This is a genomic window from Kitasatospora sp. NPDC101176, assembly GCF_044768035.1.
Lineage (GTDB): Bacteria > Actinomycetota > Actinomycetes > Streptomycetales > Streptomycetaceae > Kitasatospora.
In genome coordinates this window covers 44,730-68,172 of the sequence record NZ_JBIWPA010000046.1, presented here as the reverse complement: position 1 = coordinate 68,172, position 23,443 = coordinate 44,730, and the positions used below count along the sequence as shown (strand labels likewise).

At 75.3% G+C, this 23,443-nt stretch carries 22 protein-coding genes and 4 tRNA genes; 17 read left to right on the top strand and 9 right to left on the bottom strand.

What is annotated here, in order from left to right; all coding sequences use genetic code 11:
- Positions 1 to 221 precede the first annotated feature (221 nt).
- From ACIRS1_RS36885 to ACIRS1_RS36870, 4 genes are all read right to left on the bottom strand, one after another.
- Positions 222 to 295, bottom strand: a tRNA-Phe gene (locus tag ACIRS1_RS36885).
- A 27-nt stretch (positions 296 to 322) separates the two neighbouring features.
- Positions 323 to 396, bottom strand: a tRNA-Asp gene (locus ACIRS1_RS36880).
- A gap of 55 nt (positions 397 to 451) precedes the next feature.
- Positions 452 to 524, bottom strand: a tRNA-Glu gene (locus tag ACIRS1_RS36875).
- 148 nt (positions 525 to 672) lie between these two features.
- Entirely contained in the window at positions 673 to 1,014 is a 342-nt protein-coding gene (locus ACIRS1_RS36870) for a metallopeptidase family protein (RefSeq protein ID WP_360220448.1), read from the bottom strand.
- Positions 1,015 to 1,084: 70 nt separating this feature from the next.
- Between ACIRS1_RS36870 and crcB (ACIRS1_RS36865) the strand changes: the two genes are divergently transcribed.
- Genes crcB (ACIRS1_RS36865) through crcB (ACIRS1_RS36855) form a run of 3 tightly spaced genes read left to right on the top strand, consistent with a single transcriptional unit; the run spans position 1,085 to position 2,291 of the window.
- A complete protein-coding gene (crcB, locus tag ACIRS1_RS36865) occupies positions 1,085 to 1,573 on the top strand; it encodes a fluoride efflux transporter CrcB (RefSeq protein ID WP_402846881.1) in 489 nt (162 codons plus the stop codon).
- Positions 1,570 to 1,920, top strand: a complete 351-nt coding sequence (locus ACIRS1_RS36860) for a DUF190 domain-containing protein (RefSeq protein WP_402846879.1) — start codon at positions 1,570 to 1,572, stop codon at positions 1,918 to 1,920. Before crcB (ACIRS1_RS36865) ends, ACIRS1_RS36860 begins: the two co-directional genes overlap by 4 nt.
- Entirely contained in the window at positions 1,917 to 2,291 is a 375-nt protein-coding gene (gene crcB / locus ACIRS1_RS36855) for a fluoride efflux transporter CrcB (protein ID WP_402846877.1), read from the top strand. Before ACIRS1_RS36860 ends, crcB (ACIRS1_RS36855) begins: the two co-directional genes overlap by 4 nt.
- 501 nt (positions 2,292 to 2,792) lie before the next feature.
- On the opposite strand, the gene ACIRS1_RS36850 is transcribed toward crcB (ACIRS1_RS36855), so the two are convergent.
- Complete coding sequence (locus tag ACIRS1_RS36850; protein ID WP_402846875.1) at positions 2,793 to 3,287, bottom strand: hypothetical protein; 495 nt, start codon at positions 3,285 to 3,287, stop codon at positions 2,793 to 2,795.
- Positions 3,288 to 3,543: 256 nt separating this feature from the next.
- On the opposite strand from ACIRS1_RS36850, the gene ACIRS1_RS36845 reads away from it, so the two are divergent.
- The gene (locus tag ACIRS1_RS36845) at positions 3,544 to 5,853 is read left to right on the top strand and encodes a DEAD/DEAH box helicase (protein WP_402846873.1); all 2,310 of its coding nucleotides are present in this window, start codon (positions 3,544 to 3,546) and stop codon (positions 5,851 to 5,853) included.
- 266 nt (positions 5,854 to 6,119) lie between these two features.
- Positions 6,120 to 6,950 carry a TIGR02452 family protein gene (locus tag ACIRS1_RS36840; RefSeq protein WP_402846871.1) on the top strand — a complete coding sequence of 277 codons (831 nt, stop codon included), beginning with the start codon at positions 6,120 to 6,122 and terminating at the stop codon, positions 6,948 to 6,950.
- Between the two features lie 38 nt (positions 6,951 to 6,988).
- Here the strand turns inward: ACIRS1_RS36840 and ACIRS1_RS36835 are convergent, their stop codons facing one another.
- Positions 6,989 to 7,324: a hypothetical protein gene (locus ACIRS1_RS36835; RefSeq protein ID WP_363365641.1), complete on the bottom strand. Its 336-nt coding sequence runs from the start codon at positions 7,322 to 7,324 to the stop codon at positions 6,989 to 6,991.
- Between the two features lie 179 nt (positions 7,325 to 7,503).
- A complete protein-coding gene (locus ACIRS1_RS36830) occupies positions 7,504 to 8,598 on the bottom strand; it encodes a hypothetical protein (protein ID WP_402846869.1) in 1,095 nt (364 codons plus the stop codon).
- Between the two features lie 213 nt (positions 8,599 to 8,811).
- On the opposite strand from ACIRS1_RS36830, the gene ACIRS1_RS36825 reads away from it, so the two are divergent.
- Positions 8,812 to 9,978, top strand: coding sequence for a low temperature requirement protein A (locus ACIRS1_RS36825; RefSeq protein ID WP_360222510.1), 1,167 nt, complete (start codon positions 8,812 to 8,814; stop codon positions 9,976 to 9,978).
- The gene (locus ACIRS1_RS36820; protein ID WP_360222513.1) at positions 9,971 to 10,432 is read left to right on the top strand and encodes an RICIN domain-containing protein; all 462 of its coding nucleotides are present in this window, start codon (positions 9,971 to 9,973) and stop codon (positions 10,430 to 10,432) included. The genes ACIRS1_RS36825 and ACIRS1_RS36820 overlap by 8 nt, the downstream gene beginning before the upstream one ends.
- A 109-nt stretch (positions 10,433 to 10,541) precedes the next feature.
- Here ACIRS1_RS36820 and ACIRS1_RS36815 read toward each other — a convergent pair whose 3' ends face one another.
- Together ACIRS1_RS36815 and ACIRS1_RS36810 are read right to left on the bottom strand one after the other, a co-directional pair.
- Positions 10,542 to 11,237 carry a tyrosine-protein phosphatase gene (locus ACIRS1_RS36815; protein WP_402846866.1) on the bottom strand — a complete coding sequence of 232 codons (696 nt, stop codon included), beginning with the start codon at positions 11,235 to 11,237 and terminating at the stop codon, positions 10,542 to 10,544.
- A gap of 83 nt (positions 11,238 to 11,320) precedes the next feature.
- Complete coding sequence (locus ACIRS1_RS36810; protein ID WP_402846865.1) at positions 11,321 to 12,082, bottom strand: SDR family oxidoreductase; 762 nt, start codon at positions 12,080 to 12,082, stop codon at positions 11,321 to 11,323.
- A gap of 152 nt (positions 12,083 to 12,234) precedes the next feature.
- On the opposite strand from ACIRS1_RS36810, the gene ACIRS1_RS36805 reads away from it, so the two are divergent.
- The 10 genes from ACIRS1_RS36805 to ACIRS1_RS36760 all read left to right on the top strand — a co-directional run bounded on the left by ACIRS1_RS36805 (position 12,235) and on the right by ACIRS1_RS36760 (position 23,374).
- A complete protein-coding gene (locus tag ACIRS1_RS36805) occupies positions 12,235 to 12,996 on the top strand; it encodes a DNA polymerase beta superfamily protein (RefSeq protein ID WP_402846863.1) in 762 nt (253 codons plus the stop codon).
- A gap of 37 nt (positions 12,997 to 13,033) precedes the next feature.
- Positions 13,034 to 13,106, top strand: a tRNA-Lys gene (locus ACIRS1_RS36800).
- Positions 13,107 to 13,819: 713 nt separating this feature from the next.
- The gene (locus ACIRS1_RS36795) at positions 13,820 to 15,613 is read left to right on the top strand and encodes an LCP family protein (RefSeq protein WP_402846862.1); all 1,794 of its coding nucleotides are present in this window, start codon (positions 13,820 to 13,822) and stop codon (positions 15,611 to 15,613) included.
- Positions 15,614 to 15,746: 133 nt separating this feature from the next.
- Positions 15,747 to 16,196 carry an SRPBCC domain-containing protein gene (locus ACIRS1_RS36790; protein WP_360222528.1) on the top strand — a complete coding sequence of 150 codons (450 nt, stop codon included), beginning with the start codon at positions 15,747 to 15,749 and terminating at the stop codon, positions 16,194 to 16,196.
- A 198-nt stretch (positions 16,197 to 16,394) separates the two neighbouring features.
- Positions 16,395 to 17,195, top strand: a complete 801-nt coding sequence (locus ACIRS1_RS36785; RefSeq protein ID WP_360222531.1) for a VOC family protein — start codon at positions 16,395 to 16,397, stop codon at positions 17,193 to 17,195.
- Between the two features lie 167 nt (positions 17,196 to 17,362).
- Positions 17,363 to 18,115 carry an HAD family hydrolase gene (locus tag ACIRS1_RS36780; RefSeq protein WP_402846861.1) on the top strand — a complete coding sequence of 251 codons (753 nt, stop codon included), beginning with the start codon at positions 17,363 to 17,365 and terminating at the stop codon, positions 18,113 to 18,115.
- Positions 18,112 to 20,520, top strand: coding sequence for a glycoside hydrolase family 65 protein (locus ACIRS1_RS36775; protein ID WP_402846859.1), 2,409 nt, complete (start codon positions 18,112 to 18,114; stop codon positions 20,518 to 20,520). Before ACIRS1_RS36780 ends, ACIRS1_RS36775 begins: the two co-directional genes overlap by 4 nt.
- Positions 20,521 to 20,685: 165 nt before the next feature.
- The gene (locus tag ACIRS1_RS36770; RefSeq protein ID WP_402846858.1) at positions 20,686 to 22,419 is read left to right on the top strand and encodes a pyruvate dehydrogenase; all 1,734 of its coding nucleotides are present in this window, start codon (positions 20,686 to 20,688) and stop codon (positions 22,417 to 22,419) included.
- A 98-nt stretch (positions 22,420 to 22,517) separates the two neighbouring features.
- On the top strand, positions 22,518 to 23,153 hold the full coding sequence (locus ACIRS1_RS36765; RefSeq protein ID WP_360222543.1) for an XRE family transcriptional regulator: 636 nt from the start codon (positions 22,518 to 22,520) through the stop codon (positions 23,151 to 23,153).
- Between the two features lie 29 nt (positions 23,154 to 23,182).
- On the top strand, positions 23,183 to 23,374 hold the full coding sequence (locus tag ACIRS1_RS36760; protein WP_360218501.1) for a DUF6126 family protein: 192 nt from the start codon (positions 23,183 to 23,185) through the stop codon (positions 23,372 to 23,374).
- Positions 23,375 to 23,443: the final 69 nt, after the last annotated feature.

Sequence of the window (23,443 nt, the reverse complement as noted above, 5' to 3'; positions counted from 1 at the left end):
CCCGTGGGGGGGGGGGGGGGGGGGGGGGGGGGGGGGGGGGGGGGGGGGGGGGGGGGGGGGGGGGGGGGGGGGGGGGGGGGGGGGGGGGGGGGGGCGCGGCCCCCCCCCCCCCCCCCCCCCGGGGCCGTGACCTCCGTCACGTCCGCGCATCCCCGCCGGGCGGGTCGGGGGCAGGCATACGGAAGGCCCCGGAGAGTGTACTCTCCGGGGCCTTCCTTCTGTGGCCAGGGCCGGGGTCGAACCGGCGACCTTCCGCTTTTCAGGCGGACGCTCGTACCAACTGAGCTACCTGGCCGTACTGCACCGTCTCCTGCGAGACGAGCGATCCCGACGGGACTTGAACCCGCGACCTCCACCTTGACAGGGTGGCGAGCTAACCAACTGCTCCACGGGACCTAGAAGTGGTTTCCCACTCAGGTCTTGCGTCACTGCACTTTACTACGGTACTGCGTGCCCCCAACGGGATTCGAACCCGTGCTACCGCCTTGAAAGGGCGGCGTCCTGGGCCACTAGACGATGAGGGCTTGCGGCCTGTCCCGCTGTTTCCAGCGCTCGGGGACGTCGAGAAGCATATGGGATGCCGGGCGGATCGCCAAAACGGGTTTCGGCCGGTCGGGTCGGGGGCGGTCCGGGGCCCGGGGCGCGGCCGGTCCGGGGCGGGCGGGGAGCCGGTCAGGACCAGCCGAGCTCGTCGAGTTCGTGGTCGTCGAAGCCGAAGTGGTGGGCGACCTCGTGGATCACGGTGGTGCGCACCTCCTCGACGACCTGCTCGTGGGTCTCGCAGTGCCGGAGGGTGGGGCCGCGGTAGATGATGATCCGGTCGGGCAGGACGCCGGCGTACCACTCGCCGCGCTCGGTGAGCGGGGTGCCCTCGTAGAGGCCGAGGAGCTCCGGGTCGGAGGCGTCCGGTTCGTCCTCGACGAAGACGGCGACGTTGTCCATCATGGCCGCGAGCTGCGGGGGAATCTGGTCGAGGGCGTCGCTGACCAGCGTCTCGAACTCTTCCCGGGTCATCTCCACCGGATCATTGTCGGGTCTGGGGTGACGGTGTGCCAGGTGGCGTGAGCCGGTGTTTGATGGGCCCATGGCGACCTCGGACGGCACGGTGGACGGCCCGGCGCGAGCCAGGCCGCGGGGCGGCGGGGCGGAGCGCCGGCGGCCGCCGGCGCTGCGCGGGCAGGGGCCCGCGGTGGCGGTGGTCGCGGCGGGCGGGGCGATCGGGGCCCTGGCGCGGTACGCGGCCGGGCTGCTCCGGCCCGACGGCCCGACGGCGTTCCCGTGGACGACGCTGCTGGTCAACGTGGTCGGTTGCGCGGTGATCGGGGTCTTCCTGGTGACCGTGACCGAGGGGCGTCCGGTGCACCCGCTGCTGCGGCCGTTCTTCGGCACCGGGGTGCTGGGCGGGTTCACGACCTTCTCGACGTACGCGGTGGACGTCCGGCGGCTGCTGGAGGCGGGGCGGCTCGGACTCGGCCTGACGTACCTGGGGCTGACCCTGGTCGCCGCGCTCGGCGCGGTGTGGGCGGCGGCCGGCGTGACGCGCCGTCTGATCCGCCGAGGGGGCGTGCGGTGAGCGGGCTGAGCGGGCCGGCGCTGCGGCTGACCGTCCTGGTGGGTGAGAACGACCACTGGCACCACCGGCCGCTGTACAGCGAGATCGTGCACCGCGCGCGGGCCGCCGGGCTGGCCGGGGCGAGCGTGTTCCGGGGGATCGAGGGCTTCGGGGCGTCGTCGCTGGTGCACACCGCGCGGCTGCTGTCGCTGAGCGAGGACCTGCCGGTGGCGGTGGTGATCGTGGACGCGGAGGAGCGGGTGCGGGCGTTCCTGCCGCAGCTGGACGGGCTGGTCGCGGAGGGGCTGGTGCTGCTCGACCGCTGCGAGGTGGTGCGCTACGTGGGGCGGGAGGGGGCGGCGGGGTGAACTGGCTGCTGGTGGTGGCGGGCGCGGTGGTCGGCGCGCCGCTGCGGTACCTGACGGACCGCGCGGTGCAGGCCCGGCACGACTCGGTGTTCCCGTGGGGGACGTTCACGGTGAACGCGGTCGGCTGCCTGGTGCTGGGCCTGGTGACCGGGGCGGTGGCGGCGGGGGCGGCGTCCTCGCAGGTCCAGCTGCTGCTGGGGACGGGGCTGTGCGGGGCGCTGACGACCTACTCGACGTTCTCGTACGAGACGTTGCGGCTGGTGGAGACCGGCTCCGGGCGGTACGCGCTGGCGAACGCGGCGGGGAGCCTGGCGGTGGGCCTGGCCGCGGTGTACGCGGGGGCGGGGCTGGCCTCGGCGCTCTGGGGCTGATCCGGCCGGGCCCGGGAGGCCCGCCGTGGCGGGGCCGTGCGGGCCCCGGCGCTCCGGAGGCCCTGCAGGCCGCCCCGGCGCGCCTCCGGCCCCGTCCCGGTCCCCGCGGTCCCCGGTGGCCCCACGCGCCCCGCAGGGCCCGCCCGGGGGCTTCCTGGTGTGCCGCCCGTGTCCCGCCGGGGCGGGTGCGCGTTGGGCACCGGAAGCGGCCGCGCGGCAGTGGGCGGCCCGGGCGGGGCGGTGGAGAGTGAGCGCGGTGGCTTCGGTGCGGGCGGTTCGGGCGGCGGTGCGTGCGGGGACGGCGCGGGTGGCTCCGGCGCGGGGCGCGGCCCCGCTGCGGGAGCTGGCGGCGGGGCGGGCGGTGCCGGGAGCGGTGGTCCGGCGGTCGAGCGGGGTGCGGGCCGCGGCGGTGCTGGTGGTGGCCGGGCTGGGGCTGACGGGTTGCATGTCGGTGGGCCCGGGCGGGGCGACGGAGGAGAAGCACGGTGTGGCGCCGGTCGGTCAGGCCGGTCCGGCCGGGAGGCCGGGGGCGACGGGCGGGCCGTCGGCCTCGCCCGGCGCCGGGCACCCGGGGGGCGTGTCGGGGCGCCCGGAGCGCCCGGGGAGCTCGCCGGGAGAGAGTGCGCCGAGCGGGGCCACGGCCGCCGTGGCGGGCGAGGTGGCGCCGGGCGTGACCGGCGCGGCCGCCGGCGTGGTCCCGGTCCCGGCGGCGCCCGCCATGGACACCGCGCCGGGTGCGACCGGCGTGAACGGTGCGGCGGGCGGCGTGAGCGCCAGCCCCGCGCCCCGTACGGGCGGTTCGACGGCCGGCCCCGGCGGGGCGGCCGGCAGCGGCACCACCGCGGGCCCGGGCGGCTCCGGCGGGACGGGCGGCGCCGGTGACGGGCACGGTGGCGGGGGTGCGGCGGGCACGCCGTCGGTGACGCCGAGCAGCCACCCGTCGACGTCCCCCGAGCCCGAGCACAGCGCACCCGCCACCACCGCCCCACCGGCCACGGAGCCCTCTGCGGGTAGCTCCGGTTCCTCGGCCCCGAGCCCGCGCGCGGGTGGGCATTAGCGAGCTGGCCAGGGCATTTGCCTCTGATCCCGAGGTTCCTCTATGGTGGTAGATCGTTCGTTTGATCCATTTGACTGGCGCCCTATTTCCATCTGGCGCCCTTGGCGCGTTCCGGCGATCCGTGGCTGACCGCATAGAGGCGGTTGTGAAACAGAACCCCGGACTTTGGCGCGTGCCACTTCCGGAAGGTTTTGCATGTCTCTCGTTGACGACGCCCGCTTCGCCATGCCCGCAAGCGAGTCCGCCGCCGATGTCACCGACACCAACGACACCACCACCGAGGTCGTCGACCTCGCCGACGTCGAGCTGATCGACGCCGGGATCGCCGACGCCGACTCGGACGCCGCCGACGCGGACGACACCGCCGAGGCCGCCGAGCCCACCATCACCTTCGGTGACCTGGGCCTGCACGACGACGTCGTGCGCGCCCTCGCCAAGCGCGGCGTCACCACCCCCTTCCCGATCCAGGCCGCGACCATCCCGGACGCCCTGGCCGGCAAGGACGTGCTGGGCCGCGGCCGCACCGGCTCCGGCAAGACCCTCAGCTTCGGCCTGCCGCTGCTGACCCGCCTCGCCGACGGCGAGCGCACCCGCGCCAAGCACCCGCGCGGCCTGATCCTGGTCCCGACCCGCGAGCTGGCCATGCAGGTCGCCGACGCCCTGGAGCCCTTCGGCTCGGTGCTCGGCCTGCGCCTCAAGGTCGTCTGCGGCGGTACCTCGATGTCGAACCAGATCTACGCGCTGGAGCGCGGCGTCGACATCCTGGTCGCCACCCCGGGCCGCCTGCGCGACCTGCTGAACCGCGGCTCGGCCAAGCTGGACGACGTCCAGACCGTCGTGCTCGACGAGGCCGACCAGATGGCCGACATGGGCTTCCTGCCCGAGGTCACCGAGATCCTCGACCAGGTGCCGGCCGGCGGCCAGCGCCTGCTGTTCTCCGCCACCCTGGAGAACGAGATCGACACCCTGGTGAAGCGCTACCTGAAGAACCCGGTCACCCACGAGGTCGACCCGTCGGCCGGCGCCGTCACCACCATGACCCACCACATCCTCGTGGTGAAGCCCAAGGACAAGGCGCCGATCACCAACGCGATCGCCGCCCGCAAGGGCCGCACGATCATCTTCGTCCGCACCCAGATGGGCGCCGACCGCGTCGCCGAGCAGCTCATCGAGGCCGGCGTGAAGGCCGACGCGCTGCACGGCGGCATGACCCAGGGCGCCCGCACCCGCGTCCTCGGCGACTTCAAGGACGGCTACGTCAACGTCGTCGTCGCCACCGACGTCGCCGCCCGCGGCATCCACGTCGACGGCATCGACCTGGTCCTCAACGTGGACCCGGCCGGCGACCACAAGGACTACCTGCACCGCTCCGGCCGCACCGCCCGCGCCGGCCGCTCCGGCGCCGTCGTCACCCTGGTGCTGCCGCACCAGCGCCGCGGCGTGTTCCGCCTGATGGAAGACGCGGGCGTCGACGCCAGCCGCCACATCCTGGACCACGCCTTCGACGCCGAGGTCGCCAAGATCACCGGCGCCCGCTCGCTCACCGAGGTCCAGGCCGAGAGCGCCGCCAACATCGCCGGTGCCGCCGAGCGCGAGCTCGCCGACATGACCCGCCAGCTGGAGCGCGCGCAGCGCCGCGCCACCGAGCTGCGCGAGGAGGCCGACCGCCTGGCCGCCCGCGCCGCCCGCGAGCGCGCCGACCTGGGCATCGTGGACGAGGCCCCGGCCGCCGAGGCCGGCGACGACGCCGCCGCGGAGGCCCCGGCCGCCGAGGCGACCACCGCGGCCGCCGCGGCGCAGGCCGAGGAGCGCACCCCGTCGTACCGCGAGGCGCGCACCGAGCGTCCGGCCTTCGGCCGCGACCGCGACCGTGACGACCGTCGTTCGGGCGGCTTCGGCGGCCGCGACCGCGACGACCGCCGCTCGGGCGGCTTCGACCGCGACCGTGACGACCGCCGCTCCGGCGGCTTCAACCGTGACCGTGACGACCGTCGTTCGGGCGGCTTCGGCGGCCGCGACCGCGACGACCGCCGCTCCGGTGGCTTCGACCGCGACCGCGCCGGCTTCGGCGGCCGGGACCGTGACGACCGCGGCGCCCGTTCGGGTGGCTTCGACCGCGACGACCGCCGCTCCGGTGGCTTCAACCGTGACCGTGACGACCGTGGCGGCCGCTCCTTCGGCGACCGTCCGGCCCGCTCCGGCGGCTTCGACCGTGACCGCGGTGGCTTCAACCGTGACCGTGACGACCGTGGCGGCCGCTCCTTCGGCGACCGTCCGGCCCGCTCCTTCGGCGACCGTCCGGCCTTCGGCCGTGACCGCGACGAGCGCGGCGCCAGCAGCCGTCCGTTCGCCCGCCGGGACGACCACCGCTCCGGTGGCCGCCCGCAGGCCTCCGGCGGCTTCGGCGGCCGGGACCGTGACGACCGCGGCGCCCGTTCGGGCGGCTTCGACCGCGACCGCGGCGGCTTCAACCGCGACGACCGCAAGCCGCGCTGGAAGAACTGACGCCGTACGGCCGGTGGTCCGCCACCGGTGACGGCCGCGGCTGAGGCCGGCCGGGCCGGGCGCAGGACGCCCGGGCCGGCCGGCCCCGGCCGGGAGGAACGCACGAAGGGCCCGCTCCAGTGCATGGAGCGGGCCCTTCGCGTTCCCCCGGCCCCCCGGACACCCCCCGGTACCCCCGACACCTCCCTCGTGCCCCCGGAGGTGTTGTTCTGCGAGTGAGAATAACCTGTGGCGCGGAGTGGCGGAAGTCCCGTAGCGTCGCGGCCATGAGCAGCAGACTGCACGACGTGGCACGGAGGAACGAGGAGATCGCCGAGCGGGGGAGCTACCGGGCGTCCGGGGGCGAACCCGTGTCGGTGGGGGAGCAGTTGGCGGCGGCCCGGGCCGGGACGGTGTCGTACCCGCCGGAGGGGCTGGCCGCGCTGCTGCGCGCCGGCGATCCGGGGCCGGGGCCGCGCGGGGCGGTGGAGGTCACCGCCGAGGGCAGCATCGAGGCCGCCCGGCGCCTGGTCGAGGGCGGGGCCGGCCCGGTCGGGGTCCTCAACTTCGCCTCCGCGCGCAACCCCGGCGGCGGCTACCTGCGCGGCGCCCGCGCCCAGGAGGAGGACCTGTGCCGCAGCGCGCTGCTGTACACCTGCCTGCTGGAGGCGCCCGACTACTACGAGGCGCACCGGGCCTCGACCGACCTGCGGTACAGCCACCGGGTGATCGTCTCGCCCGCGGTCCCGGTGATCAGGGACGGGCGCGGCGAGCTGCTGGCCCGGCCCTACCCGGTCACCTTCCTGACCTCGCCCGCGCCCAACGCCGGCCAGCTGGAGCGGCGTTCGGCCGGCGTGGACGTCCGCGGCGTGCTCGCCGAGCGGGCCGTCCGGGTGCTCGCGGCGGCGGCCCGGCACGAGGTCCGCACGCTGGTGCTCGGGGCCTGGGGCTGCGGGGTGTTCCGCAACGACCCGGCGCAGGTCGCCGAGGCCTTCGAGGGCGCGCTGGCCCGGTACGGGGCGGCCTTCGAGCGGGTGGTGTTCGCGGTCTGGGACCGCTCACCGGTCTCGGCGAACCGGGCCGCCTTCGTCGAGCGGTTCGGCGCGGCGGCGCGATGACGCCCTCCGGGCGGACGACGGGGGTTTGAAGACAGACCCTAGCGGCGGCGGGCGGAGAGCGCCGTGGCGGCCGTCGAGGCCGCCGCGACCACGGCGGTGACGGCGAGGACGGACGGCCAGGCGCCGATCTTCTTCGCCAGCGGGTGGGAGCCGCCGAAGGCCGCCACGTACAGGCCGGTCAGCGCCGCCGCGGTGGCCGGGCCCGAGCTGCGGCGCCACTGCGCGGCCGCCCCGGCACCGGCGGCCGCCAGCACCGCGCCGCCCAGCTCGCGCCGGCCGCTCCAGCGGGCGACGCCGTAGCCGCCGACCAGGCCGCTCGCCGCGGTCAGCGCGGCGGGCGCGGCGGAGACGAGCACGTTCGGGACCTTCGCCATGGGGGACTCCACTCGTAGGGGCTGTTCCGACTTCCTGTTCCGCCTCCCGACCCTAACCCGGCCGTATCCCGCCCCTCGCCCCGCCGTTCCGCGCGCCCGTCCCGTCCCGTCCGGTCCTGCCCTGCCCCGTTTCGGGCCCCGGCCGGAGTGGGCCCGGGCCCGGGGAGCGGGGCCCGCCGCTAGCGGAACGCCTGCTCCGCCGACTGCGCCGGGGCGGTCCGGGCCAGCAGCCGCGCGGCCTCCGCCGGGGGCAGCACCCGTTCCAGCCGGAGGTCCCCCGGGAGCTCCTGGATGAACCGCCCGGCCGACCAGCTGCGCTCGTAGGGCAGCGGGTCCAGCACCAGGGTGCGCACGCCGTCCACCACCGGGACGTCACTCGGCGTGCCCTCGTTCCAGAGCCACGAGCCGTCCGGGGCGACCAGGTTGAACGCGCCGGTCGCGATCACCCGGCGACCGTCCAGGTCGGCGGTGCGGGCCAGCGCAGCCACCTCCGGGTCCGGTCGGGGGCCGGGCAGGTGGCCGCCGCCGACCAGCACGTCGGCCAGCAGGGTGTGCAGCTGGAAGGTGTCGCTCAGCCCGTCCATCCGCAGCAGGAAGCCGGCGCCGGTGGGGCGGTGCAGGACCAGCAGCGGCTCGTCGTCGAGGACCAGCGCCAGGTGGGCCAGGCCCTTGAACTCGTGCTGCCCGCCGGAGTACCGGCCGAACAGCTCCAGCAGCACCCCGGTGACGCCCGAGGCCCGCGCCTCGGTCCGCACCGCCGCGTGCGCGTACACCGCCCAGGCGGCCTGCTGCCAGAGGTGCAGCGTCCACCAGCCGACCACGGCCAGGTGGGCGTGCCAGGCGTCCAGGTGCTCCCGGTGCTCGATCCGGTCGTGCGCCTCGGCCGGATCGTCCGCCTCCGGATCCGGCAGCGGGCCGCCGCCGGTCTCCTCCCACCGCCGCACCAGCCGCTGCGCGCCGCCCAGTGCCCCGCGCAGGCCCGCCAGCACCGGGCCGGCGCAGGCCAGCGGATCGGCGCCGTTCTCCACGCAGGCGCCCACCACCATCGCCAGGTGGGCCCGGGGGAACGGCGGGGCGTCCGGCAGCAGCGCGGCCAGCCGGGGCCCGGCCGCGGCCACCTCGGCCGGCCCGGCCGACCCGAACAGCCCGCCCACCCGGCCCAGCGCGGGGCCGAAGCCCTCGTCGTCCCCGGCGGCGGTCACCGCCTCCAACTCGGCCACCGCCTCCAGGAGGGCGGGTTGCTGACGGTGCGGCGGAATCTGCTCGAAGGACATTCGCCGCAGCATAGGCGGCGGTGCGGCCCGCCCCGGCGTCGGGTACCCGGTCCTCCGGGCGGTGCCGTGCCGGTCGCCGCCCCCGGTCGCCGCTCCGGGCGGCGGCGCCCCGGACGCCCGACGGCCGGGGCCCGCCGGGTACTCCCGCGGGTGCCGGTGCCCGCTCGGTGGAAAACCCCGCGCGGCACCGCCGCCGTACCGCATACTCGCGCGGTGACCGCGTCCCGTGCCCTCGACTCCCGCCGCGTGACGGCCCGCCCGGCCTCCGCGGCCGAGCCGGCCCTGAAGGTGGCCCCGCTCGAGCTCTTCCTCGACCTCGTCTTCGTCTTCACCATCACCCAGCTCACCGGCAGCCTCGTCCACCACCTCACCCCCGGTGGGTTCGCGCAGGTGCTGGTGATGCTGGCGGTCATCTGGTGGATGTACGACGCCTTCATCTGGCTCACCAACGCGATGCCGCCGCGCACCCACGGCCGGCGCGGTCTGCTGCTGTTGGCGATGGCCGCGTTCCTGGTCATCTCGCTGGCCGTCCCGCACGCCTTCGAGGGCAGCGGCGCCGCCTTCGGCTGGGCGTACCTGGTGGTGGTCGCGGTGCACACCGGGATGTTCGCGGCCGCCGGGGTGGCGCTCGCCCCGGTGCTGCGGATGGGCGGGGCCAACCTGGTCGGCGGGGCCCTGGTGGTGACCGGCGGCTACCTCACCGGCACGGTCCAACTCGCCTTCTGGGCGGCGGCCTTCGCGCTGCAGTTCGTCACCCCGCGGCTCGCCGGGCTGCCGGAGTTCCGGCTGCGGGCCGACCACTTCGTGGAGCGCCACGGGCTGATCGTGATCATCGCCTTCGGCGAGTCGGTGATCGCCATCGGCGTCGGCGCCGGCAGCACGGACCTCGGCCCGGGGCTGATCGCCGTCGCCCTGCTCAGCCTCAGCGTCTGCGTGGGCCTGTGGTGGGCGTACTTCGGGCACGACGACGACGCCCGCGCCGAGCACCACATGGCCGCGCTGCCCTCGGCCGAGCGCAACCGGGCCGCGGTCACCGTCTACAACCTCGGCCACTTCGGCCTGCTGCTCGGCGTGCTGCTGTTCGCCGCCGGGGTGAAGTCCGCGGTCGCCCACCCGGTGGCCCCGGTGAGCCTCCCGCAGGCCGCCTCGCTGGCCGGCGGCACCGCGCTCTACCTGGTGGTCAACACCGCCGTCCGCCGCTTCTTCGGCCTGCGGCCCAACGCCCCGCGCCTGGCCGGCGCCGCCCTGGTGGTGGCCGCCGTCCCGCTCGGCACCGAGGTCTCCGCGCTCGTCCAGGTCGCGGCCACCGCCGCCGTGCTCGCCGCGGTCTTCGGCTACGAGCTCCGTCAGTCCCCGGTGGCACACTTCGAGCGTGACTGACAGCGCGCGCGAGACCGCGATCACCGACGGCCGCTACCTGATCCGCAACGTCGGCAGCGGTCTGCTGCTCGAGGTGGCCGACGGCAGCCGCCGCAGCGGCGCCCGGGTCCGCCAGGGCGCCGACGACGGCTCCGACGCCCAGCTCTGGCAGCTGACCGCCGTGCACCCCGGCGGGGCGCTGCGCCACCTGGAGAACGCGGGCAGCGGCAAGCGCCTCGACGTCACCGGCGCCTCGGTCGAGGACGGCGTGCCCGTCCAGCAGTGGTCGGCGAACGCCTTCGGCGCCCAGGAGTGGTTGCTGGAGGCCCACGTGGACGACCCCGGCACCTACACGATCACCAGCTTCATCAGCGGCAAGCCGCTCACCGCCGCCCCGGCCCCCGACCGGGCCGTCCACCAGTGGGAGGACGTCGACTCGCCCACCCAGTGGTGGCGCTTCGAGCGCCGGGGCTGAGGGCCGCGGGCCGGGGCTGAGGGCCGGGGCCGCCCGGCTCGGTGCTGCCTGGGTCGGTGTGCCGCCGGGCCGGGCCGCCGCCGGTGCCGCGTGCCGTGCCCGCCGGGGCTCAGCCCGACAGGTTGGCGTGCAGAGCGGTCAGCTCCTCGTCGGTCACGCCGTGGGCCCGCAGGTAGTCGGGGACGGAGCCGTGCCGGCCGGTGATCCAGGAGAGGGCGGAGTCGAGCAGCGCGGCGCTGATCGGGCGCGAGGTGCGTTCGGCGCCGGTCTCGTCGACGTACGGCTGGGGGCCCTTGTCGAGGCCGAGTCCGACGTTGGAGCGCAGGTAGTCGGTGGTGATCTCCTCCTCGGAGGCGCCGAGCAGCGACTGCAGGACGGCGATGGTGAGCCCGGTGCGGTCCTTGCCGACGGCGCAGTGGACGACGGCGGGCAGCGTGCCGGGGGCGGCCAGGTGGCGGACCACGGCGACGAGGGAGGGGCCGGCCGTCCCGGCCATGAAGGGGTAGAGCGAGGCCTGGTCCTCCGGCCAGGGCCGGTCGACGTCCTCGCGGTTGGCGGGCAGGGTCGGCAGGTTGAGGGTCTCGTGGTCGAGCCCGTGCCGCAGGTCCGGCCAGACCTCCAGCTCGAACGGGCTGCGCAGGTCGAGGACGGTGCGCAGACCGAGGGCCTTGAGGCGCCGCGCGCCCTCCTCGGTGAGGTCGTGGAAGGAGCCGGAGCGGTAGAGCACGCCCCGGCGGAGGGCGCCGATCCCGCCCGCGTCACGGAAGTTGCGCACACCGGGGATGTCGATGAAGGCGTCGGTCATGGCATCACCGTACGGGCGGCGGGCGGGTCGGCGGAAGGAAACCGGAGGGGGCCTTTCGGCGTCCGCCGGGGACGCCGGAGCGGTCAGCGGCCGCCGGAGACCTCCAGGAACGCGCCGGTGGTGTACGAGGCGGCCGGGGAGAGCAGGAAGAGGACGGCCTCGGCGACCTCCTCCGCCCGCCCGCCGCGCCGCATCGGGAGTCCGGGGGCGACCCGCTCGACCCGGCCGGGCTCGCCGCCGAGCGCGTGGATGTCGGTGTGGATGAGCCCGGGGCGGACGGCGTTGACCCGGATGCCCTCGGCGGCCACCTCCAGGGCGAGGCCGCGGGTCATCGAGTCGACGGCGCCCTTGGCGGCGGCGTAGTCGACGTACTCGTTGGGCGAGCCCAGCCGGGAGGCGGCCGAGGAGACATTGACGATGGCGCCGCCGCGGCCGCCGTGCCGGGTGGACATCCGGCGGACGGCCTGGGCGGAGCACAGGAACGGGCCGGTGATGTTGGCGGCCCAGATGCGGTTCAGCCGGTCCTCGTCGATGTCCTCCAGCCGGGACTGCCGCTCCAGGGTGCCCGCGTTGTTCACCAGGCCGGTGAGCGGGCCGAGTTCGGCGTCCACGGTGGCGAACAGCCGCTCCACCTCGGCGGTCCGGCTGACGTCGGCCCGGACGGCGATCGCGGTGCCGCCCGCGGCCCGGACGGCGTCCACCACGGCGGCCGCCGAGGCCTCGTCCGCACGGTAGTTGACGCAGACCCGGTAGCCGCGCCGGCCGGCCAGCAGGGCGGTGGCGGCACCGATGCCGCGACCGGCGCCGGTGATGATCAGGACGTCGTCGGAGGTGGTGGTCGACATGGTCGGTACGCTACCCGCCGGTCCCTCCGGGCGGGCCCCGGAGCGGAATTCGCTCGCCCGGCGCGCCCCGACCGGGGAGGATGCGGTACCGGTCGCGGCGAGGGCGCAGCTCCGCCCCGGCCGGCCCCGGCCCGGACCAGAGGAGACCGTCGATGTCCGCCGCACCCGCCGCCCCCGGCCCGGTCCTGCTGTCCGGCGTCGTGGGCTCCACCGCGTACGGCTTCGCCCACGCCGGCTCGGACGTCGACCGGCTCGGGCTGTTCGCCGTGCCCACCGAGGAGTTGCACGGCCTGCACCGCCCGGCGGAGTCGCAGGTGACCACCGGGCCGGACGTCACCCTGCACGAGGCCGCCAAGTGGTGCCGGCTGGCCCTGTCCTGCAACCCGACCGCCTCCGAGCTCGTCTGGCTGCCGGACGAGCTGTACGAGGTGCGCACGCCGCTCGGTGCGGAACTGGTCGAGATCCGCTCGAGCTTCCTCAGCGCTCCGGCCGTGCGGAAGGCCTATCTCGGTTACGCGGAGCAGCAGTTCCGCAAGCTGCTGACCCGCGACGGCACCGACCCGGCGGCCCGCCGCCGGGCCGCCAAGCACGCCCGGCACCTCGTCCGGCTGGTCGGCCAGGCCGTCCTCCTGCACGAGACCGGCCACAACGCCGTCCGCCTCACCGATCCCGAGCACGTCCGTGACCTCGGCGAACGCATCGCGGAGCGGCCCGCCGTCGCCGAGTCCTTGATCGCGGACGCCGCCGACCGCCTCGCCCGCCCCGGCGTCCTGCCCGCCGCGCCCGACCCGCGCCCGGCCGAATCCTGGCTCCGCCGGGTGCGCGCCGCCCACTACACCGCGCCCCCGGAAGGGCCCCGCGGACCCGGCGCGCCCGCGCAATCCACTGGCGGAGCCCTGGGCCCCACCGGGTAGGATCACGGTGGCCCTTCCCAGCCGGGACCAGGGCCGCGGGCCACTAGCTCAATTGGCAGAGCTGCGGACTTTTAATCCGTAGGTTCAGGGTTCGAGCCCCTGGTGGCCCACACGTGAGCGAACCGCCTCCGACCTGCGGTGCAGCGCCCCGGCCGAGCCACTCGGCCGGGGCGCTGCCGTTCGCGCGCCACGGGGCTCGCACTGACGCTCCGTCAGCGAACCGGTGGGGCGGTGCCGCGGGTGCGCGGCGCCCGAGCCGGGCGTCCGGATGCGATCCGGCCCCGCCGCGCCCCGGAATCCGGGCCGCCGCACTCGGACCCGTGCCGCACTCGGACCCGTGCCGCACTCGGACCCGTGCCGCACTCGGACCCGTGCCCCGGAGCCCCGCGCCCGCCGCCCGCCACCTCCGCGCGCACCCGGCCCGGGCCCGCCGCACCCCTCCCGCGGGCAGCCGCCCCGCGCCGCCCGGCCCCCGCCCCCACCCCCGCCCGTGACCGGGCCGCGACCGGCCGGTGACGCACGGCAGCGGGCGGGGGCGGGCAACGGATCCGGGGGCTGTGCCGGCGCCATGGGCGGGGGTGGGGTAGGTCACGTCGGAATCGGGCGTTTTCGCCGGTTCTGTCCGGCACTTGTACGCCGGATCCCGGGGCTGGTGGTGGCCCGGAGGTCGGTGATCACGTCGGGCCTAAATATGATCGGAAGCCACGTTCGTCGGTTTGTACCTACGTTCGTATGTGCAACCTGGGAGCGGTCCCGACCGTCTCTCTGTGTGCGGTGCGCCAGATCGTCCGGGGCGTCGCTTCCGTCGGTGAAAGGTACGCGCATGTCAGGTCAGTGGGGCGAGGGCCCGGCCCGGGGCGAGGACGCGCCCGGCGCGCTCACCACGGAGAGCGGCGGCGCCGTGCCACAGCCCCGCACCGGTGGCCGGGCGGAGGCCCGACGGGCCGCTCAGGGCAAGGGCGGCGGCCGCGGCGGCAAGGACGGCGGGAAGGACGGCGGCAAGGGCGGCAGGCCGGACGGACCGGCCGGCGGCGGACGGGCGGCGGCGCGCAAGAGCAGCAAGCCCAAGAAGAACGTGAAGAAGATCGTCGCCTGGTCGGCGGCCGGCGTGCTGGTGCTGATCGCGGGCGCCGGCGGCGCGATCTACTTCAAGCTGAACGCCAACATCAAGTCCTTCGACGCCGACGCCATCGCCACCGACCGCCCCCCGGAGGCGCAGGCCGACGCGGACGGCAACAAGCCGGTCAACGTGCTGCTGATCGGCTCGGACAGCCGCGGCAAGAACAACGCGGACCTCGGCGGCGGCGAGGACGGCGGCGCCCGCTCGGACACCACGATCCTGCTGCACGTCTACGCCGACCACAAGCACGCCGTGGGCATCTCGATCCCCCGCAACGCGATGGTCCAGATACCGCCCTGCAAGCTGCCCAACGGCAAGTGGACCAAGGGCGGCAACGACCTCTTCAACGCCGCCTTCTCCACCGGCGGCAGCGACGACGGCAACCCGGCCTGCACCCAGAACACCGTGGAGAAGCTCACCGGCATCCGGGTCGACCACACCATGGTGGTCGACTTCAACGGCTTCTCCGCGATGACCTCGGCCGTCAACGGCGTCGACGTCTGCCTGCCGAAGGCGATCTACGAGGGCGACATCAACCCGAACCTGAAGAAGAAGGGCGACCTCGTCCTCCCGGCGGGCAAGCAGACCGTCCAGGGCCAGAAGGCGCTCGACTACGTGCGCCTGCGGCACGGCATCGGCGACGGCTCCGACATCGGCCGGATGAAGCGCCAGCAGGCCTTCCTCAGCTCGCTGGCCAGCAAGATGAAGAAGGAGGGGCTGAGCCCCACCACCCTGCTGCCGCTCGCCGACGCCGCGACCAAGTCGCTGACCGTCGACCCGGGCCTGTCCTCCGCGGACAAGCTGCTCTCGTTCGGCCTGTCGCTGAAGAACATCGACATGCACGACCTCAAGTTCGTGACGGCTCCCTGGCGTTACCGCACCCAGGACGCCAACATCGACCTCGTCCAGCCGGACGCCGGCAAGCTCTGGGCCACCCTCAAGGCCGACCAGACCATCGACGGCCAGAACGCCACCGGCCAGCAGCCGGACGCCGCGGCCAGCCCCTCCGCCGGAGCCTCGGCGCCGGCGGCCGCGCCCACCAGCGCCCCGGTGCCGGCCGACGCCGGCAACTCCACGGTCAAGGTGGCGGTCTACAACGGGACGATCGTCAACGGCCTGGCCGGCAAGGCGACCGACCAGCTGAAGGCGGCCAAGTTCACGGCCACCACGGCCGGCCAGGCGGCGAGCACCAAGTACAAGACCACCATGATCGAGTACGGCTCCGGGCAGAAGGCGAACGCCGACAAGGTCGCCGCGCTCTTCCCGGGCGCCAGCGTCGAGGCCGGCAACTCGGCGGGCGTGACGGTGATCGTCGGCAAGGACTTCGCCGCGGCCAACGGCGCGGGCTCCGCCACCGGTGCGGCCGGCGCGTCGGCGAGCGGCACGGCCGCGGGCACCCCGGCGACCCCGGCGCCGCTGCCCACCACCGTCACCAACGACGCCCGCTCGGCGGACGACGACATCTGCGCGAACACCACCTACGGCAGCGGCGGCTGAGGCCCGCCCCGCCGCGACGCACCGGGACGACCCCCGGGCCGACGCCCTCCGGGGCGCGTCGGCCCGGGGGTCGTGCCATGGTGGCCGGAGGAGGGGCGGGGGGAGCCGCGCAGCCCAGCGAAAGGCGGACCCGATGCCCGAGATCGCCCTGCAGTTCGACATCGCCGCGCCCCGGGCCGTCGTCCTCGCCGCGCTGAACACGCACGACGGGCTGACCAGCTGGTGGACCACGGCCGTGGACCGGGAGGGCGACGTCCTGCTGTTCGACTTCCCGGGGGTGCCCGAGCCGTTCCGGCTGCGCCGCGAGCGGGCCGACCTCGACCGGGTGGTGTGGGCCAACGCGGGCGCCTTCCCGCCGCACTGGGCCGGCACCTGGATCAGCTGGGACCTCGCCGACCAGCCCGACGCGCCCGACCGCACCCGCCTGCTGTTCCGGCACGGCGGCTGGCAGCCGGGCAGCGAGGAGGGCGTCCCGATGGTCGCCGGCACCTGGGCCGAACTGCTGGTCCGGCTCAAGGACTACGCGCAGAGCGGCAAGGTGCAGCCGTACTTCGTCACGGCGTCCCGGCACGACGCCGGGTGACCGCCCGGTGGTCGCTCCGTGCCCGGTCGCCCAGCAGGGCGCCGTCCGGTGGCGGGATCGCGGTGGCGGGCCGATGGTGGCCGTGTACGGCCGTTCGCGCGGACGGTCGGCACCGGACGGCCGTCGGCCGCCCGCCCCGACGACCGCCCGCCCCGACGACCACCGCGCCGGCGACCACTGCCTCCGGGAGGCCCAGCAATGCCCGTAGTCACCGCTCCGTACAAGCCCGGCACCCCGTGCTGGATCGATCTGATGGCGAGCGACCAGCAGGCCGCGCTCGACTTCTACCGCGACCTGTTCGGCTGGCAGGGCGAGGTCGGCCCGGCCGAGTTCGGCGGCTACTCCGTGTGCTCGCTCAACGGCAAGCCGGTCGCCGGGATCATGGCGCAGTCCGCGCCCGAGGGCCAGCCGCTGCCGCCGGTCGGCTGGACCACCTACCTGGCCTCGGACGACGCCGACGCGAGCAGCCGGTCGATCTCCGAGCACGGCGGCACGATCCTCTACCCGGTGATGGACGTCGGCACCGTCGGCCGGATGCTGGTCGCCGCCGACCCGACCGGCGCGGTGTTCGGCGTCTGGCAGAAGGTCGACTTCATCGGCGCGGGCGTGGTCAACGAGCCGGGAGCGCTGGTCTGGAACGAGCTCAACACCACGGACACCGGCCTGGCCGGCGCCTTCTACCACCAGGCGCTCGGGCTGCGCCCGGCGACCATCCAGGGCATGGAGGGCTACTACTCGCTGAACGTCGGCGACCGCACGGTGGGCGGCATGCAGCCGGTCGCCGGGTACCTGGCGACGGGCACGCCCTCGCACTGGATGGCGTACTTCTCGGTGGACGACGTGGACTCCACCGTCGACGCCCTGGTCAAGGCCGGCGGCGCGGTGATCCAGCCGCCGTTCGACATGCAGTCGGGCCGGATGGCCGTGGTCTCGGACCCGCAGGGTGCGGTCTTCGCGGTGACGGCGGCCGCCGAGGCGCAGATGCCCGACTCGCCCTGATCCGGCCGCCGCCGCCCGCCCCCGATGCCGGCCCCGACCCCGGTGCCCGTCCCGGCCCCGACCCCGGCCCGGGCCGGGCGCGGCCGGACGGGCCGGAAGCCGCCCTTCCCGCGACGCGCCGCCGGGAAATGGGCGGCTTCCCCGTGTTCGCGGGTAAGACTGCACCCATGCTGGGGCTACCGGACGACATCCGCGCATTCCTCTTCGACCTCGACGGGGTCCTCACCCGGACCGCCGAAGTGCACGCGGCGGCCTGGAAGGACACCTTCGACGCCTTCCTGCGTGCCGAAGCGGCGCGCACCGGCGGGCAGTTCGTCCCCTTCGACGCCGTCACCGACTACGACGCCTACGTGGACGGCCGCCCGCGCCTCGACGGCACCCGGACGTTCCTGCGCAGCCGGGGCGTCGACCTGCCCGAGGGCACCGACGCCGACCCGCCCAACGCCCGTACCGTGCAAGGGATCAGCCTCGCCAAGAACGACACCGTGCTGCGGATGATCCGCGAGCAGGGCGTCCGGCCCTACGAGGGCTCGGTCGCCTACGTGCGCCGGCTGCAGGCGCTCGGCCTGCCCAGCGCGGTGGTGTCCTCCAGCGCCAACTGCCACGACGTGCTGCGGGCGGCGGGCATCGAGGAGCTGTTCGACGTGATCGTGGACGGCGTCGTCGCCAAGCGCGAGGGCCTGCCCGGCAAACCCGCGCCCGACACCTACCTCTACGCCGCCCGCACGCTCGGCGTCGAGCCCGCGCACGCCGCCGTGTTCGAGGACGCGCTGGCCGGGGTGGCCTCCGGCCGGGCCGGCGGCTTCGGCGCGGTGGTCGGGGTGAACCGCACCGGACAGGCCGCCGAGCTGCGCCGGGACGGTGCGAGCGTGGTCGTCGACGACCTCGCCGAGCTGCTCGCGGCGGAGGAGGACGCATGACCGGCCTGGACAACTTCTCCGTCGACCCCTGGCAGATCGTCGAACAGGGGCTGGACCTGACCTCGATGGCCCGCGCCGAGTCCCTGTTCGCGCTCTCCAACGGCCACATCGGCCTGCGCGCCAACCTCGACGAGGGCGAGCCGCACGGCCTGCCCGGCACCTACCTCAACGGCGTCTTCGAGCTGCGCCCGCTGCCGTACGGAGAGGGCGGCTACGGCTACCCGGAGTCCAGCCAGAGCGTCATCAACGTGACCAACGGCAAGATCATCCGGCTGCTGGTCGACGACGAGCCCTTCGATCTGCGCTACGGCGAACTGGTCAGCCACCGGCGCTGGCTGGACTTCCGCGAGGGCCTGCTGAACCGGGAGGCCGAGTGGACCTCCCCGGCCGGCCGGACGATCCGGGTGCGCTCCACCCGGCTGGTCTCGCTGACCCAGCGGGCCGTCGCCGCCGTCGAGTACAGCGTCGAGGCGGTCGACGAGCCGGTGCGGATCGTGCTGCAGTCCGAGCTGGTCGCCAACGAGCAGTTGCCCGGCGGCCCCGAGGGGGACCCGCGGGCCGCGGCCGTCCTGGAGGCGCCGCTGCAGTCCGAGGCGCACCACGCCGCGGACGGCAAGGCCGTCCTGGTGCACCGCACCCGCTACAGCGGCATCCGGGTCGCCGCCGGGATGGACCACCTCATCGAGGGGCCCGAGCGGCTCGACACCGTCGCGGAGGCCACGCCGGACCAGTGCCGGGTCAGCGTCACCACCGTGCTCGCGCCCGGGCAGCGGCTGCGGCTGGTCAAGTTCATGTCCTACGGGTGGTCGGCCACCCGTTCGCTGCCCGCCGTCCGGGACCAGGTGGAGGCCGCGCTGACCGCCGCCCGGTACACCGGCTGGGACGGCCTGGTCGCCGAACAGGCCGACTACCTGCGGGAGTTCTGGGAGAACAGCGACGTCGAGATCGAGGGCGACGTCGAACTCCAGCAGGCCGTCCGGTTCGCCGTCTTCCACGTCCTGCAGGCCGGCGCCCGCAGCGAGGAGCGGGCCATCCCGGCCAAGGGGCTGACCGGCCCCGGCTACGACGGCCACAGCTTCTGGGACACCGAGACCTTCGTCCTGCCGGTGCTCACCTACTGCCTGCCCGGCGCCGTCAACCAGGCGCTGCGCTGGCGGCACACCACCCTCCCGCTGGCCCGCGAACGGGCCGCCCAACTCGGCCTGGCCGGAGCGGTGTTCCCCTGGCGGACGATCCGCGGCGAGGAGTGCTCCGGGTACTGGCCGGCCGGCACCGCCGCGTTCCACATCGGCGCCGACATCGCGGCCGCCGTCGCCCGCTACGTCCGGGCCACCGCGGACGCCGAGTTCGAGCGCGAGTACGGGCTCGAACTCCTCGTCGAGACCGCCCGGATGTGGCGCTCGCTCGGCCACCACGACGTCGCCGGCCGGTTCCGCATCGAGGGCGTCACCGGCCCCGACGAGTACAGCGCCGTCGCCGACAACAACGTGTTCACCAACCTGATGGCGCAGTCGAACCTGCGCGCCGCCGCCGAGGCCGCCGTCCGCCACCCGCGCGAGGCCGCCGACCTCGGCGTCGACACCGAGGAGACCGCCGCCTGGCGGGACGCCGCCGCCGCGATGTACGTCCCGTACGACGAGGACCTCGGCGTCCACCCCCAGGCCGACGGCTTCACCCACCACCAGGTCTGGGACTTCGAGCACACCCCGCCCGAGAAGTACCCGCTGCTGCTGCACTTCCCCTACTTCGACCTGTACCGCAAGCAGGTGGTCAAACAGGCCGACCTGGTGCTCGCCATGCAGGTCAGGGGCGATGCCTTCACCGACGAGCAGAAGGCCCGCAACTTCGCCTACTACGAGCGCCTGACCGTCCGCGACTCCTCGCTCTCCGCGTGCACCCAGGCGGTGATCGCCGCCGAGGTCGGGCAGCTCGACCTCGCCTACGACTACACCGCCGAAGCCGCCCTGATGGACCTGCACGACCTGGGCGGCAACACCCGCGACGGCTTGCACATGGCCTCCCTGGCCGGGGCCTGCATCGCGCTGGTGGCCGGCTTCGGCGGGCTGCGCGACCACGGGGAGGCGCTGTCCTTCCGGCCCCGGCTGCCGGCCGGACTGATGCGCCTCGGCTTCTCGCTGCTGGTCCGCGGGCAGCTGCTCGGCGTCCGGATCACCCACGAGGGGACGACGTACACGCTGCGCCGCGGCGAGGTGCTCCACCTGCGCCACGACGGCGAGCTGGTGCAGGTGAAGGCGGGGGAGCCGGTGACCCTGCCGACCACCGTGCCGCCGGCCCAGGAGCGGTGCGCGCAGCCGCCCGGCCGGGAGCCGGCCCGGCGCCAGGCGCAGGCGGGCGTGGCCGCCGGCAAGGTCGGGCAGTCGCCGGACCACCTGGCGGCGGAGTAGCCGGATCGCCCCCCGCCCCGCCCCCGCGGCGGCCTCACCTGTTCGGCCCGCCCCGGGTGCGGGCCGGGCCCGGCCGCCGGAGGGTGCAGGTGTCCTGTGGCAGCCGGCGGCCGCCGGCACCCGAGCGCCCGGCGGGCGGCGGTACCGGCGGGAAGGAGAGCACCCGTGGCGAGCGTGGCCGAACAGATGGTGGAGGTGCTCCGGCAGGCCGGGGTGGAGCGGGTCTACGGGGTGGTCGGGGACAGCCTCAACCCGGTCGTGGACGCGATCCGGCGGGCCGAGGGCATCAGCTGGGTGCACGTGCGCAACGAGGAGGCCGGCGCGTTCGCGGCCGCCGCGGAGGCGGAGCTGAGCGGCCGGCTGGCCGTCTGCGCCGGTTCCTGCGGGCCCGGCAACACCCACCTCGTCCAGGGCCTCTACGACGCCCAGCGCAGCGGACTGCCGGTGCTGGCGCTGGCCTCGCACATCCCGTCCGGCCAGATCGGCACCGGGTTCTTCCAGGAGACCCACCCCGAGCGGGTGTTCACCGACTGCAGCAACTGGTGCGAGATGGTCTCCACCCCCGCCCAGCTGCCCCGGCTGCTGCGGATCGCCGTCCAGCACGCGCTCGGCTCGCACGGCGTCTCGGTGCTGGCCTTCCCCGGGGACGTCGCCGCGCTGCCCGCGGCCGGGCCCACCGGCAGCAGCCACTTCCTCACCGAGCAGGCCGTGGCCGCGCCGCCGTGGTCGCAGGTGCAGGAGCTGGCCCGGCTGCTCAACGCGGCCCGCAAGGTCGCGCTGTTCTGCGGTGCGGGGGTCCGCGGGGCGCACGCGGAGGTGATGGAGCTCGCGCAGGCCCTGAACGCACCGGTGGGGCACTCGCTGCGGGGCAAGGAGTGGATCCAGTTCGACAACCCCTACGACGTCGGGATGAGCGGGCTGCTCGGCTACGGCGCCTGCCACGAGGCCCTGCACTGCGCCGACCTGGTCCTGCTGCTCGGCACCGACTTCCCGTACGACTCCTTCCTGCCGCAGGTGCACACCGTCCAGGTCGACCACGACGCCACCCGGCTGGGCCGCCGCAGCGCCCTGGAGCTGGCCGTCCACGGGGACGTCGCGGCCACCCTGCGGGCCGTCCTGCCGCTGCTGGAGGCCGAGCCCGACCGGTCCTTCCTCGACGGGATGCTGCGCAGGCACTGCCGGGCGCTGGAGGACGTGGTCGGCGCGTACACCCGGGACATCGAGGAGCACCTGCCGATCCACCCGGAGTACGTCGCCTCGGTGCTCGACGACGTGGCCGCCGCCGACGCGGTGTTCACCGTGGACACCGGCATGAACAACGTCTGGGCCGCCCGCTACCTGCAGCCCAACGGGCGCCGCCGGGTGATCGGCTCCTTCCTGCACGGTTCGATGGCCAACGCCCTGCCGCACGCGATCGGCGCCCAACTCGCCTGCCCCGGGCGGCAGGTCATCGCGATGGCGGGTGACGGTGGGATCGGCATGCTGCTCGGCGAGCTGCTCACGGTCGCCAAGCACCGGCTGCCGGTGAAGACCGTCGTCTTCAACAACGGAGCGCTCGGCATGATCAAGCTGGAGATGCTGGTCTCCGGCTACCCGGAGTCGGAGATCGACAACGGGGACGTGGACTACGCGGGCATCGCCCGGGCGATGGGCGTCCCGGCGAAACGCGTGACCGAACCGGGCCGGGTCCGCGAGGTGCTGGCCGAGGCGCTGGAACGGCCCGGGCCCGCGCTCGTCGACGTGGTCACCGACCCCAACGCGCTGTCGATCCCGCCGCACATCACCGCGGCCCAGCTGAAAGGCTTCGCGCTGGCCGCCGGGCGGACGGTGCTCTCCGGCGGGGTCGGGCGCATGATCGACCTGGCCCGCAGCAACCTGCGCAACATCCCGCGGCCGTGAGGCCGGTCCGGCCCGCGGCCCGGCGGCGGAGCCTCCGGGTGATTTGCCCCTGAGGCAAAATCCTTGCCCGAGCGGCACGGCGGGTGTCCACTGGTCACATGACCACCAGCCCGACCGGGGCCCCCGCCCCGGGAGACCAGCTCGACGACCAGGAGGTGGCCGGCCTCGCCGCCCGCCTCCGGGAACACCGGCTCAGCAGCCGCCTGACGCTCGAAGTGGCCTCCGCGCGGGTCGGGCTCTCCCCAGCCTATCTGTCCCGGCTGGAGACCGGCCGCCGCCAGCCGTCCCTCCCCGTCCTGCTCGGCCTCGCCCGCGCCTACGGCACCTCCGTCTCGGGCCTCCTCGGCGAGACCATGGCCGAACCCGACCCGGTGGTCCGCGGCGGCGCCATCGACCCCGGCCGGGCCGGCGGCTGGGGCTACCGCCGCGCCGGCGCCCCCGGCCGCGCCATGCAGGCGCTGCGGGTGCACGTGCCGCCCGGCGTGCAGGACGCGGTGGTCCGGGTCCACCCCGGCGAGGAGTGGCTGTACGTCCTCCAGGGGCGGCTCAGGCTCACCCTCGGCGACCGCGTCCACCGGCTCGACGTCGGCGACTCCGCCCACTTCGACTCGCTCACCCCGCACTGCATCGCCGCCGACGCGCCGGCCGGCGTCGAACTGCTCTTCGTCCACACCCTGCTGCAGAGCCCCGGCGGTGAACTCTGCCTCGGCGGCGGCCCCGCAGCCACCCACTGACCCACCGTCAGGAACCGGAGGAGATCCCCATGGCCGATCCCACCAGCACCGCCGCCAAGCCGACCGCCGCGGCGGACACCGCGGCCGGCCCGAAGACCATGGACGCCGGGAAGTGGGCCAACAAGCGGGTCTACCTCCGCCTGGTGATCTACACCGCGGGCATCCACGTCTTCGCCGGCTTCATCATGCTGCTGTTCGAGCTCGGCAGCCGCAACAAGTGACCCGCCCCGGGCCGTCGGTGACCCCCGGCGGCTCGCCGCACCGCCCGTCCGGCGGCCCCGGCCCGGCCC